Annotated in this window: 14 protein-coding genes; 13 read left to right on the top strand and 1 reads right to left on the bottom strand. The window is 37.9% G+C overall.

Annotated features, from left to right (window positions below; genetic code table 11):
- The first annotated feature begins 153 nt into the window (after positions 1-153).
- The 4 genes from rsgA (at position 154) to spoVM (ending at position 2618) form a co-directional block, all read left to right on the top strand.
- Positions 154-1035, top strand: coding sequence for a ribosome small subunit-dependent GTPase A (rsgA, locus tag AZF08_RS00815; protein ID WP_033672128.1), 882 nt, complete (start codon positions 154-156; stop codon positions 1033-1035).
- Between the two features lie 2 nt (positions 1036-1037).
- A complete protein-coding gene (gene rpe / locus AZF08_RS00810) occupies positions 1038-1682 on the top strand; it encodes a ribulose-phosphate 3-epimerase (RefSeq protein WP_033672127.1) in 645 nt (214 codons plus the stop codon).
- Between the two features lie 147 nt (positions 1683-1829).
- Positions 1830-2471 (top strand): thiamine diphosphokinase, encoded by a 642-nt coding sequence (locus AZF08_RS00805; protein WP_033672126.1) that lies wholly within the window; start codon positions 1830-1832, stop codon positions 2469-2471.
- A 66-nt stretch (positions 2472-2537) separates the two neighbouring features.
- On the top strand, positions 2538-2618 hold the full coding sequence (spoVM, locus tag AZF08_RS00800) for a stage V sporulation protein SpoVM (protein ID WP_001213600.1): 81 nt from the start codon (positions 2538-2540) through the stop codon (positions 2616-2618).
- A 73-nt stretch (positions 2619-2691) separates the two neighbouring features.
- Here spoVM and rpmB read toward each other — a convergent pair whose 3' ends face one another.
- Positions 2692-2880, bottom strand: coding sequence for a 50S ribosomal protein L28 (gene rpmB / locus AZF08_RS00795; protein WP_000124776.1), 189 nt, complete (start codon positions 2878-2880; stop codon positions 2692-2694).
- 377 nt (positions 2881-3257) lie between these two features.
- Between rpmB and AZF08_RS00790 the strand changes: the two genes are divergently transcribed.
- The 9 genes from AZF08_RS00790 (at position 3258) to rncS (ending at position 12218) form a co-directional block, all read left to right on the top strand.
- A complete protein-coding gene (locus AZF08_RS00790; protein WP_000021111.1) occupies positions 3258-3620 on the top strand; it encodes an Asp23/Gls24 family envelope stress response protein in 363 nt (120 codons plus the stop codon).
- A 21-nt stretch (positions 3621-3641) separates the two neighbouring features.
- Positions 3642-5318: a DAK2 domain-containing protein gene (locus tag AZF08_RS00785; RefSeq protein ID WP_033672125.1), complete on the top strand. Its 1677-nt coding sequence runs from the start codon at positions 3642-3644 to the stop codon at positions 5316-5318.
- A 376-nt stretch (positions 5319-5694) separates the two neighbouring features.
- Positions 5695-7743 carry an ATP-dependent DNA helicase RecG gene (recG, locus tag AZF08_RS00780; RefSeq protein ID WP_033672124.1) on the top strand — a complete coding sequence of 683 codons (2049 nt, stop codon included), beginning with the start codon at positions 5695-5697 and terminating at the stop codon, positions 7741-7743.
- Between the two features lie 90 nt (positions 7744-7833).
- The gene (fapR, locus tag AZF08_RS00775; protein ID WP_033672123.1) at positions 7834-8427 is read left to right on the top strand and encodes a transcription factor FapR; all 594 of its coding nucleotides are present in this window, start codon (positions 7834-7836) and stop codon (positions 8425-8427) included.
- The gene (plsX, locus tag AZF08_RS00770; protein WP_033672122.1) at positions 8424-9416 is read left to right on the top strand and encodes a phosphate acyltransferase PlsX; all 993 of its coding nucleotides are present in this window, start codon (positions 8424-8426) and stop codon (positions 9414-9416) included. The genes fapR and plsX overlap by 4 nt, the downstream gene beginning before the upstream one ends.
- 14 nt (positions 9417-9430) lie before the next feature.
- A complete protein-coding gene (gene fabD / locus AZF08_RS00765) occupies positions 9431-10381 on the top strand; it encodes an ACP S-malonyltransferase (protein WP_033672121.1) in 951 nt (316 codons plus the stop codon).
- The gene (gene fabG, locus AZF08_RS00760) at positions 10375-11115 is read left to right on the top strand and encodes a 3-oxoacyl-[acyl-carrier-protein] reductase (RefSeq protein WP_033672120.1); all 741 of its coding nucleotides are present in this window, start codon (positions 10375-10377) and stop codon (positions 11113-11115) included. Before fabD ends, fabG begins: the two co-directional genes overlap by 7 nt.
- A 72-nt stretch (positions 11116-11187) precedes the next feature.
- Positions 11188-11421, top strand: a complete 234-nt coding sequence (gene acpP, locus AZF08_RS00755; RefSeq protein WP_000786063.1) for an acyl carrier protein — start codon at positions 11188-11190, stop codon at positions 11419-11421.
- Positions 11422-11480: 59 nt separating this feature from the next.
- On the top strand, positions 11481-12218 hold the full coding sequence (rncS, locus tag AZF08_RS00750) for a ribonuclease III (protein ID WP_033672119.1): 738 nt from the start codon (positions 11481-11483) through the stop codon (positions 12216-12218).
- Positions 12219-12357: the final 139 nt, after the last annotated feature.

Here is a 12357-nt window from a genome sequence, read left to right as displayed (position 1 = left end):
GCTCGTGCCTGTTATGCTGTTGATATAGTCGACGTTGTAATAGGGAAATGTTTTATGCTTTGAAAAGAACAATGGCCATAAAACGTGACTATAAAAGTCCGAATGGTGAGGAGTAATAAACGTTTCACTTTATATAGAATAAAGGAGAATTATATGGCAGAAGGAAAAATTGTAAAAGCTTTAAGTGGTTTTTATTATGTGCAGCATGAAGGAGGCATTACACAATGCCGTGGTCGTGGTGTATTCAGAAAAAATAAAATCACACCGCTTGTAGGAGACCAAGTTGTCTTTCAAGCTGATAATCCGAGTGAAGGCTATGTTTTAGAAGTTTTTGACCGAAAAAATGAACTTGTAAGACCTCCAATTGCTAATGTTGATCAAGCAATCCTTGTTTTCTCGGCAGTTGAACCGAATTTCAACCCAGGATTACTAGATAGATTTTTAGTATTGATTGAATATCATAACATTAAGCCGGTTATTTGTATTAGTAAAATGGATTTAGTAGATGAAAAAACGCGAGAAACTGTGGAGTCTTATGCAAATGATTATCGTGAAATGGGATATGATGTATTATTTACTTCTATAAATACATCGGAAAGTATTGATATTTTAAAACCGTTTCTAGAAGGTTGTGTTTCTGTTGTTGCAGGACAATCAGGTGTAGGTAAATCGTCAATGTTAAACGTACTACGTCCAGATTTGGAACTGAAAACAAATGACATTTCCTCGCATTTGGGTCGGGGGAAACATACGACAAGACATGTGGAATTAATTGCAGTGGGCAGCGGATTAGTCGCAGATACACCTGGTTTTAGTTCGCTTGATTTCATTGATATAGAAGTCGAAGATCTTACACATTGTTTTCCAGAGTTGAAAGAAGAGAGTCAATACTGTAAATTTAGAGGGTGTACACATCTTTCGGAACCGAAATGCGCAGTGAAAGTTGCAGTTGAAGAAGGGAAGATTACGCAGTATCGCTATGAACATTACAAACAATTTGTAGAAGAAATTAGAGAGAGAAAGCCGAGGTATTAGTCATGATTAAAATTGCACCATCGATTTTATCAGCAGATTTTTCAAAATTAGGGGAAGAAATTAAAGATGTAGAAAAAGGCGGAGCGGATTATATCCATGTTGATGTAATGGATGGACACTTTGTTCCGAACATTACAATTGGCCCTTTAATTGTAGAGGCAATTCGTCCAATTACATCTTTACCATTAGATGTACATTTAATGATTGAAAATCCTGATAATTATATTCCTACTTTTGCAAAAGCTGGAGCGGATATTATTACTGTTCATGTAGAGGCGTGTCCGCATTTACATCGTACGATTCAATTAATCAAGTCTCATGGTATTAAAGCTGGAGTTGTATTAAACCCACATACGCCAGTTTCGATAATTGAGCATGTATTAGAAGATATTGATATGGTATTACTTATGACAGTAAATCCAGGATTTGGTGGGCAGAAATTTATTCATTCTGTATTACCAAAAATTAAACAAGTTGCGGAAATGGTTCAGGAGCGTAATTTACAAGTAGAAATTGAAGTTGATGGTGGTGTAAATGCTGAGACAGCAAGACTTTGTGTGGAAGCTGGAGCGAATGTTCTTGTGGCAGGATCAGCAGTATACAATCAAAAAGACCGCGGTGAAGCAATTCGAGTTATTCGTGGATAAGGAACATATGTAAGAAAACTTTTATCCCGATTGGTTCAACTAGTAATCAGGGGCGGGAGTTTTCATGACCTGTTAGAACGGGATAATGTGAAAAGAGGCAATCTACCGACTGGCAGATTGCCTTTTTCTATAGAAGGGGAAGAAAAGATGATTATTCATATTTTAGCTGGAGGACCTGTAGAGTACTGTGCTGATTTTTCTCGGTATGAAAGTGAAGAGGTAATATGGGTAGCGGTTGATCGAGGTGTATATCGTTTATTGCAAAGAGGTATCGTACCAACTGTTGCATTTGGCGATTACGACTCAGTTACAGCTGAAGAGTTAGCGTGGATGCAAGAACAAACAAATGAGTTACATATTGTTCCGAGGGAAAAAGACCAAACAGATTTAGAAATCGCAATTCATTGGGCATTAGAGCAAAACCCAAACATAATTCGTATTTTTGGGGCTACAGGTGGAAGGCTTGATCATGGTCTAGCAAATATACAAATGCTTCTAAAAGGTTTAGAGGAACGTGCGGAAATGTATATTATTGATAATAAGAATGAGATAGCAGTAAAAAAAGTAGGTACATATATAATCGAAGAAAATAAAAAATTTCCATATGTATCGTTTGTACCTGTGACAGAAGTTGTAACAGGTATTACGCTTTATGGGTTTAAATATCCTCTTACTAATAAAACGATAGAATGGGGATCGACACTTTGTATTAGTAATGAACTCATTATGGAAAAAGGTACTTTTTCATTTACTTCCGGCATATTAATGGTGATAAGAAGCACTGATTGAAGAAACACTTTTGCTTTTTGTGTCATATAGTAAACAAGTGGAGTAATGGGGATTAGGAGGGAAACCATGAGATTTTATACAATAAAGTTACCTAAATTTCTTGGTGGAATTGTTCGCGCGGTGTTAAATACCTTTAAAAAGGACTAAAAAAAGCACCTATTACCGGTGCTTTTTTCATGGGAATAATAAAAAAAGAGCCTAGCGGCTCTTTTTTTTATTATTAAACACGTTCGATCTTGCCAGATTTTAATGCTCTAGCAGAAACGTAAACACGTTGAACTTTACCGTCGATGCGTACGCGAACTTTTTGAAGGTTAGCGCCCCATTTACGTTTTGTAGCGTTCATTGCGTGAGAACGAGAGTTACCAGAACGAGCTTTTCTTCCAGTTATAGCACAAACACGAGCCATCTATATTTCCCTCCCTTAACTACCTTAACATACGTAATTTTTCAATGTTAGTCTTTTATGCGATGCTAAAAACACTACTATAATTTAACACAAGTAAAAAGAGAATGCAACAGTGTAGAAAAAAGAAATCAAGAAAAATTACTTGACACTATATCTTAAGGAAGAAAAGGAGAAATCAAGAAAAATTACTTGACATATTATAGGTCTACATGTTGTATAATAACAATGGACTATTTTGCTCATCATGAAAAAATGTAATTGTAAGTATAAAATGTGAGAGCGAAAAGAAAGAACGATGGAATTTTCTTTTAAAAGATTATATGATAGTAATTAAAGTAGTCTAGCTCACTTTCACCATTTATGAAGGGGGAAACGAGATGTCAATTGAAATTAAAACGAAGTACGGTCAAATTGATATTAGTACAGATGTAATTGCAACGATTGCTGGAGGTGCCGCGGTAGATTGCTACGGTATCGTTGGTATGGCTTCAAAAAATCAGTTAAAAGATGGATTAACAGAAATTTTACGAAAAGAAAACTTCACTAGAGGCGTTATTGTTCGTAAAGACGAAGATGAAGTACATATTGATATGTATATTATTGTGAGCTATGGTACAAAAATTTCAGAGGTAGCACATAACGTCCAGACGAAAGTGAAATATACACTAGATCAAACGGTAGGACTAGCAGTAGATTCTGTAAACATCTACGTACAGGGAGTTAAAGTAATAAACTTGTAAGTGCATTAAGGAGGAAAATCTGTGTCAATTCAAAAAATTGATGGGAAACGTTTATCACAAATGATTATTCAAGGAGCGAATAATTTAACAAATAATGTTCAGCTTGTTGATGCATTAAACGTTTTTCCAGTTCCAGATGGCGATACCGGTACAAATATGAATTTATCAATGACTTCAGGTGCGCGTGAAGTAAAAGCAAACCCTTCACAGCATGCTGGTAAAGTCGGCGTAAGTTTAGCAAAAGGATTATTAATGGGAGCTCGTGGTAACTCAGGTGTTATTTTATCTCAGTTATTCCGTGGTTTCTCTAAATCCATTGAACAAAAGGAAGAGTTAACAACAGTTGATTTCGCAGCAGCGTTAGAAGCTGGTGTAGAAACGGCATATAAAGCGGTTATGAAACCAATTGAGGGAACGATTTTAACAGTTGCAAGAGAAACGGGCAAACATGCAGTCACAGTTGCGAAAAAACAGCGCGACTTTGTTTTGTTTATGGAAGATGTTGTGAAAGAAGCAAATGCATCGTTAAATCGTACGCCAGATTTATTACCTGTATTAAAACAAGTTGGCGTTGTAGATAGCGGTGGTAAAGGTCTTGTTGTTGTATATGAAGGCTTTTTAGCTGATTTAAAGGGAGAAACAATTTCTTCTGATGCACCAGCACAAGCATCTATGAATGAAATGGTACGTGCAGAGCATCACCGTAGTGTACAAAGCCAATTGAGTACAGAAGATATTAAATACGGATATTGTACGGAATTCATGGTGAAATTAGATTCTGAAAAAATGAAGGAACATAATTTCTCTGAACAAAAATTCCGTGAAGATATTAGCGTATATGGAGATTCATTACTTGTTGTATCCGATGATGAAGTTGTAAAAGTTCATATTCATGCAGAACACCCTGGAGATGCAATGAACTATGGTCAACGTTATGGTAGCTTAATTAAAATTAAAGTAGAAAATATGCGTGAGCAGCATACTGCTTTATTAGATGAACCAGCGCCGATGCACGAAGAAGTGAATCAGCCGAAAGAAAAGAAACCATACGGTATTGTAACTGTAGCGATGGGATCGGGTATTAAAAATTTATTCGAGAGTATCGGTGCGACGCAAGTAATTGAAGGTGGTCAAACGATGAATCCAAGTACAGAGGATATCGTTAAGGCGATCGAAGAAGCAAATGCTGAAAAAATCATCATTTTACCGAATAACGGGAATATTGTGATGGCAGCAGAACAAGCTGCTTCTGTTGTGGATCAAGAAGTTGTTGTGGTTCGTTCGAAAACTGTTCCTCAAGGAATGGCTGCGATGCTAGCATTTAACCCAGCTGGAACGCTAGAAGAGAATGAAGAAAACATGAAAGAAGCGCTAGCACATGTGAAAACAGGTCAGATTACGTATGCGGTTCGTGATACGGAAATTGACGGCGTAGCAATTCAAAAGAATGATTTCATGTGTATTGCAGATGGTAAGATTGTATCTACAAATGGAGAAAAAGTAGGTGCAGCGAAGCAATTGTTAGAAAACATGATTGATGAAGATTCTGAAATTGTAACGATCTTGCAAGGTGAAGATGCAACAGATGAAGAAGTGGCGGAGTTAGTTGCATCTGTAGAAGAGAAGTTTGAAGATGTAGAGGTAGAAGTTCATCAAGGAAATCAACCTGTATATTCTTTCATATTCTCTGTAGAATAAGGTGAAATTCCTTTTTTTGCTAAGAGATAATTTGTTTTACTTGCTAATGAGCAAGAGCGAATGACATTTCGGTTGGCCTTGGTTCTTATTCAAAAGGCTAGCATATTAATGAAAGAAAAGAGCCTTGCTATTATAGTGAGGCTCTTTTCTTTCGTATATAATTTGGTATATCGAAAATGAATGAACTGTCTGGCTAATAGAGTGAGAGGGGTAAGAGTAGTTTCCCTTATAGTGCCTATGATAGAATAGAAAAGGTGGAAGAGAGCGATTGTAAATTAAGGATAGTAAATAGGTAATCGCTGTGGAATCGTATGTGAATGTAGTTTAAAGTAATAAGATAGTGAAAAAGAAAATGATGTGACGGAGCGTGAAAATCTTGAATGAAGTTGTGCAAGTTCCTGTTACGGATGTAAAGGGAATTGGGGAAGAGTCATCTGAATTATTACATGAGATGGGAATTTATACAGTTTCTCATCTATTAGAGCATTTTCCGTACCGTTATGAAGACTATGCGATGAAAGATTTAGCAGAAGTGAAACATGAAGAACGTGTGACAGTGGAAGGAAAAGTGCATAGTGCCCCTTTATTGCAGTATTACGGAAAAAAGAAATCACGTCTAACTGTTCGTGTACTTGTTGGTCGTTATTTAATTACAGCTGTATGTTTTAATAGGCCATATTATAAGCAAAAATTAAAGCTTGATGAGACGGTAACGATTACTGGGAAATGGGATCAACATCGTCAAACGATTTCTGTCTCTGAGATTCACTTTGGACCAGTCGTACGTCAGCAAGAAGTGGAGCCTGTCTATTCGGTAAAAGGGAAATTAACAGTCAAACAAATGCGGCGTTTTATTGCGCAAGCTTTAAAAGAATATGGTTCTTCTATAGTGGAAGTATTGCCGGATGGTTTGTTGGGACGCTATAAATTATTACCGCGTTATGAAGCGCTTCGAACGCTACATTTCCCGGTTGGGCAAGAGGATTTGAAGCAGGCGCGCCGCCGATTTGTATATGAAGAATTTTTCTTATTTCAGCTCAAAATGCAAGCACTTCGCAAAATGGAAAGAGAAAGTTCAAAAGGGACGAAAAAAGATATTTCAATGGAGAAATTAGAAGAGTTCATTGATGCACTTCCGTTTCCCCTCACTGGTGCACAGCGCCGCGTGGTTTCTGAAGTTATGAAAGATATGGAGTCTCCATATCGGATGAATCGGTTATTGCAAGGAGATGTTGGATCGGGAAAAACAGTTGTAGCTGCAATTGCTCTTTATGCAGCTAAATTAGCCTATTATCAAGGTGCACTAATGGTCCCTACAGAAATTTTAGCAGAGCAACATTATCAATCGCTAGCAGAGACGTTTACTCATTTTGATATGAATGTAGAATTGCTAACGAGTTCTGTAAAAGGAGTACGTCGTCGTGAAATTTTAGCAAGACTTGAACAGGGAGAGATAGATATTCTTGTTGGGACGCATGCTTTAATTCAAGATGAGGTCATTTTCCATAGACTTGGACTTGTTATTACTGACGAACAGCATCGGTTTGGAGTAGCGCAGCGTCGTGTTTTGCGTGAAAAAGGTGAAAGTCCAGATGTATTGTTTATGACAGCAACGCCAATTCCCCGCACATTGGCAATTACTGCTTTTGGAGAAATGGATGTTTCTATTATTGATGAAATGCCGGCTGGTCGTAAAGTGATTGAAACGTATTGGGCTAAACACGATATGTTAGATCGTGTTCTTGGTTTCGTTGAAAAAGAAGTGAAAAAGGGAAGGCAAGCTTACGTCATATGTCCGCTCATTGAAGAATCTGAGAAGCTTGATGTGCAAAATGCGATAGATTTACATAGTATGCTGATGCACCATTATCAAGGGAAGTTCCAGGTTGGATTAATGCACGGACGTTTATCTTCTCAAGAAAAAGAAGCAGTGATGGGGCAATTTAGTGAAAATGAAGTACAAATTCTTGTTTCAACCACAGTAGTTGAGGTTGGTGTGAACGTACCGAATGCAACCGTTATGGTGATTTATGATGCGGAGCGATTTGGTTTATCTCAGCTCCATCAGCTTCGGGGGCGTGTTGGACGTGGGAGTGAGCAATCGTACTGCTTGTTAATCGCAGATCCGAAATCGGAAACTGGGAAAGAGCGCATGCGCATTATGACGGAAACAAATGATGGATTTGTATTATCGGAAAAAGATTTAGAGTTACGTGGTCCTGGGGATTTCTTTGGAAGTAAACAAAGTGGTCTACCAGAGTTTAAGGTAGCTGATATGGTACATGATTATCGAGCGTTAGAAACAGCGAGACAAGATGCGGCTATACTTGTTGAGTCCGAAGCTTTTTGGCATAACGAACAGTACACTGCATTGCGCGTTTATCTTGAAGGGACAGGTGTGTTCCAAGGAGAAAAGCTCGATTAAAAGTGGAATATGCAAATTTTTTTGTTGCATTCTACCTTTATTGATTATATACTACTGTTAGTACCTAGTCATAAAAATGGATGGTGCGGTATGAAAAAAAGAAAAAGCAAAAAAGAAAGACAAACATTATTACAACAAACAATAGAAATGAACCCGTTTATAACGGATGAAGATTTAGCAGAGCAGTTTCAGGTGAGCATACAAACAGTTCGTCTTGATCGTATGGAATTATCTATTCCGGAGTTAAGAGAGCGAATTAAGAATGTAGCCACAAAGCAACATGAAGAAGATGTAAAGTCTTTGCCCTTAGAAGAGGTAGTCGGAGAAATTATTGATATAGAATTAGATAGACATGCAATTTCTATTTTTGAATTGAAGATGGAGCATGTATTTAAAAGAAATCAAATTGCTCGTGGGCACCATTTGTTTGCTCAAGCGAACTCACTAGCTGTTGCGGTTATTGATGAAGAACTTGCTTTAACTGCAAAGTCTACCATTCGATATATTCGTCCTGTGAAATTAGGGGAACGTGTTGTAGCGAAAGCTCGCGTTGAAGATATGGAGAATGATAAAGGTCGGACGGTTGTCAAAGTGCGAAGTTTTGTTGGAGAAGAACTTGTTCTTACAGGCACTTTTGAAATGTATCGATCTAGTAATTATAGTGAGGAAGGTAACAATTTATGAAAATCGCAATAGATGCAATGGGCGGCGATCATGCTCCGAAGGCAGTTGTGTTAGGGGCAATGAAAGCTATTAAAGAATATTCGGATTTACATATTACGTTAGTAGGAAAAGAAGAAGCGATTCGTCAGTATTTAACGAACGAAGAACGTATTACTGTGCTTCATACAGACGAAATGATTGAAGCAACAGACGAGCCGGTAAGAGCGGTACGTCGGAAAAAGCAAGCTTCAATGGTACTTGCAGCAAAACAAGTAAAAGATGGTGTGGCAGATGCTTGTATATCAGCAGGTAGTACAGGAGCATTAATGGCGGCTGGACTGTTTGTTGTAGGTCGGATGGAAGGGATTGAACGACCTGCCTTATCACCTACAATGCCAACAGTTGATGGAGAAGGATTTGTTATGCTCGATGTTGGAGCAAATGTTGATGCAAAACCGATTCATTTATATCAATATGCGGTCATGGGAGCTGTGTATGCTGAAAAGGTAAGAGGTATTAAAAATCCACGCGTTGGACTTTTAAATGTTGGAACAGAAGATGGAAAAGGGAATGAACTTTCAAAACAAGTCTTTGCTATGTTAAAAGATGCACCAATTAATTTTGTTGGAAATGTTGAGTCAAGAGACTTGTTGCAAGGTGTGGCGGATGTAGTTGTATGTGATGGTTTTACTGGGAATGTAGCTTTAAAATCATTAGAAGGAACAGCGCTTGCGTTATTCTCTATGTTAAAAGAACAGCTGATGAGTTCGTTTACAAGTAAATTAGCAGCAGCGGTATTAAAACCGAAACTTATGGTGTTAAAAGATAAAATGGATTATTCAGAGTATGGTGGAGCGGCGTTATTTGGATTGAAGGCGCCAGTTATTAAGGCTCATGGTTCTTCTAATGACCAATCGATATTTAGTGCGATTCGTCAGACGAGAGAAATGGTAGCGAAAGAAGTAATTCCTACAATTTCAAGTGTAATGGAGAAAGAGCCGCTTCAATAAGAGGAGGATTTGAAATGGGAAAACTAGCATTTCTTTTTCCGGGCCAAGGTTCACAGGCAGTTGGAATGGGTAGACAGTTAGCGGAGAATAATAAAGAGGTTGCGAAAGTATTTCAAAAAGCGGATGAAGTTTTACAGGAGTCTATTTCGGAAGTAATATTTGAAGGACCTCAGGAAAAACTGACATTAACAACAAATGCGCAACCTGCATTATTGACGACGAGTTTTGCGATTTTAACAGCTTTGAAAGAATATGATATTACGCCTGATTATGTGGCAGGACATAGTTTAGGGGAGTATAGCGCACTTGTTGCGGCTGGAGCATTGACATTTGAAGATGCTGTTTATGCTGTAAGAAAACGCGGTGAATATATGGAAGAAGCTGTTCCGAATGGAGAAGGTGCAATGGCAGCTATTTTAGGAGCAGATCCAGCTATGTTGAAACAGGTTACGGAAGAAGTGACGCGTGAAGGCTATGCTGTACAAATTGCTAATATGAATAGTGCAAAGCAAATTGTCATCTCTGGGACGAAACAAGGAGTAGAACTTGCTTCTCAAAAAGTGAAAGAAAACGGTGCAAAGCGAGCAATTCCACTTCGGGTGAGTGGTCCATTTCATTCTTCATTAATGAAGCCGGCAGCTGAGAAATTTCAAAGTGTCTTAAATGAAATTGTCATTCGAGATGCTGAAATTCCAGTTGTTGCAAACGTCACTGCAGATTGTGTTACGCGTAGTGAGGTAATTCAAGAAAAGCTAATTGAGCAACTCTATTCGCCTGTTTTATGGTATCCATCTATCGAACATATGATAGAACAAGGGGTAGATACATTTATTGAAATTGGGCCTGGGAAAGTGCTTGCTGGTCTTATGAAATCAATCGACTCATCTGTAAAAGTCTATGCAATATATGATGAGGAGACATTGAAAGATACCATTTCGAGTTTGGAGGGAGAAAGCGGATGTTAAAAGGAAAAGTAGCATTGGTAACAGGTGCATCACGCGGAATTGGCCGTGCAATTGCTATTGATTTAGCTAAACAAGGTGCAACAGTTGTAGTAAACTACGCGGGTAATGAACAAAAGGCAAATGAAGTAGTTGATGAAATAAAAAAACTTGGTTCAGAGGCAATTGCGGTAAGAGCTGACGTTGCTAACGGTGAAGATGTTATAAATATGGTAAAACAAACTGTAGACACATTTGGACAAGTTGATATCCTTGTAAATAACGCAGGTGTAACGAGAGATAATTTATTAATGCGTATGAAAGAGGAAGAATGGGATACAGTTATTAATACAAACTTAAAAGGTGTTTTCTTATGTACGAAAGCAGTATCTCGCTACATGATGCGCCAACGTCATGGTCGGATTATTAATATAGCTTCAGTTGTCGGCATTACAGGGAATCCTGGTCAAGCGAATTACGTGGCTGCAAAAGCGGGGGTAATTGGTTTGACGAAGACATCCGCAAAAGAACTAGCTAGTCGAAACATAACGGTAAATGCAATTGCACCAGGTTTTATTGCAACCGATATGACAGAAGTATTAGCGGAAAACTTAAAAGAAGAAATGTTAAAATTAATTCCTGCTGCTAAGTTTGGAGAAGCACAAGATATCGCGAACGCGGTAACATTTTTTGCGGCTGATCACAGTAAATATGTTACAGGTCAAACATTAAATGTTGATGGCGGTATGGTAATGTAATAAAAGAAAAGATTTCACCTAGTTTTTTTGTGAAATATTTAATATAATAATTTGAGGGGAGGTGAATGAATTATGGCAGATGTTTTAGAGCGTGTAACGAAAATTATCGTAGATCGTTTAGGAGTAGAAGAAACAGAAGTAGTACCAGCTGCAAGCTTTAAAGAAGACTTAGGTGCAGACTCCCTAGATGTAGTAGAACTTGTAATGCAACTAGAAGATGAGTTTGAAATGGAAATTTCTGATGAAGAAGCGGAAAAAATTGCTACTGTTGGCGATGCTGTGACTTACATAGAGAGTCATCTATAATGTTTGAGTGAAGTCCCGTTTTATAGCGGGGCTTTCTCGGCTTATATCTGGAGGGACCTATGCCGTACCGAAAACATAGAGAAAAAAAGTATGAAACAAAATATCGTGAAGTTTTCAAAACGTTTCAACAAAAAATAGGTATTACGTTTACAGATGAAAAATTATTGATTCAAGCATTTACGCATTCATCGTATGTGAATGAGCATCGGAAAAAGCCGCATGAAGATAATGAACGTCTTGAATTTCTTGGAGATGCTGTATTAGAACTGACTGTATCACAGTATCTGTTTCAAAAATATCCGACAATGAGCGAAGGAGAATTAACAAAGCTACGTGCAGCTATTGTGTGTGAGCCATCGCTAGTTCGTTTTGCGAATGAATTGTCATTTGGTAACCTAGTTTTATTAGGTAAGGGTGAAGAAATGACAGGTGGACGTGAGCGACCAGCTTTATTAGCGGATGTCTTTGAAGCGTTTATTGGTGCCCTGTATCTTGATCAAGGATTGGATACAGTTTGGGAATTCTTAAAAGAAATTGTATATCCAAAAATTAATGAAGGTGCTTTTTCTCATGTGATGGATTATAAGAGTCAATTGCAAGAATTAATTCAGCGTGATGGCAGTGGGAATATTGAGTATCAAATTCTGCAAGAAAAAGGACCTGCTCATAATCGAGAGTTTGTGTCACGTGTTACTTTAAATAGCGTGGCTTTAGGACTTGGAAATGGTAAGTCAAAAAAAGAGGCAGAACAGCGAGCAGCCGCAGAAGCGCTGAAAAAGTTAAAAGAACAATCATAAGGAATCCCCCTTTAACTGAGGGGGATTCCTTGTGCATAGAATGAAACTTTATTTTGATTTGGATATAACAGATAAATATGAATCCGTACATTGGTTTGTTTTTACCGACATTAGCTATAACAACGGAGAATAGGGGGAA

Origin of the sequence: Bacillus gaemokensis (assembly GCF_001590835.1) — a bacterium.
GTDB classification, from domain to species: domain Bacteria; phylum Bacillota; class Bacilli; order Bacillales; family Bacillaceae_G; genus Bacillus_A; species Bacillus_A gaemokensis.
This window is presented reverse-complemented; position numbering and strand designations above follow the sequence as displayed.

Bases quoted from the DNA above. Each gene is read 5' to 3' on its own strand.
- fabG (WP_033672120.1), top strand. From the start codon at position 10,375: ATGTTAAAAGGAAAAGTAGCATTGGTAACAGGTGCATCACGCGGAATT.
- rpe (WP_033672127.1), top strand. From the start codon at position 1,038: ATGATTAAAATTGCACCATCGATTTTATCAGCAGATTTTTCAAAATTA.
- fabD (WP_033672121.1), top strand. From the start codon at position 9,431: ATGGGAAAACTAGCATTTCTTTTTCCGGGCCAAGGTTCACAGGCAGTT.
- spoVM (WP_001213600.1), top strand. From the start codon at position 2,538: ATGAGATTTTATACAATAAAGTTACCTAAATTTCTTGGTGGAATTGTT.
- rncS (WP_033672119.1), top strand. From the start codon at position 11,481: ATGCCGTACCGAAAACATAGAGAAAAAAAGTATGAAACAAAATATCGT.
- acpP (WP_000786063.1), top strand. From the start codon at position 11,188: ATGGCAGATGTTTTAGAGCGTGTAACGAAAATTATCGTAGATCGTTTA.
- AZF08_RS00805 (WP_033672126.1), top strand. From the start codon at position 1,830: ATGATTATTCATATTTTAGCTGGAGGACCTGTAGAGTACTGTGCTGAT.
- AZF08_RS00790 (WP_000021111.1), top strand. From the start codon at position 3,258: ATGTCAATTGAAATTAAAACGAAGTACGGTCAAATTGATATTAGTACA.
- rpmB (WP_000124776.1), bottom strand. From the start codon at position 2,880: ATGGCTCGTGTTTGTGCTATAACTGGAAGAAAAGCTCGTTCTGGTAAC.
- plsX (WP_033672122.1), top strand. From the start codon at position 8,424: ATGAAAATCGCAATAGATGCAATGGGCGGCGATCATGCTCCGAAGGCA.
- rsgA (WP_033672128.1), top strand. From the start codon at position 154: ATGGCAGAAGGAAAAATTGTAAAAGCTTTAAGTGGTTTTTATTATGTG.
- fapR (WP_033672123.1), top strand. From the start codon at position 7,834: ATGAAAAAAAGAAAAAGCAAAAAAGAAAGACAAACATTATTACAACAA.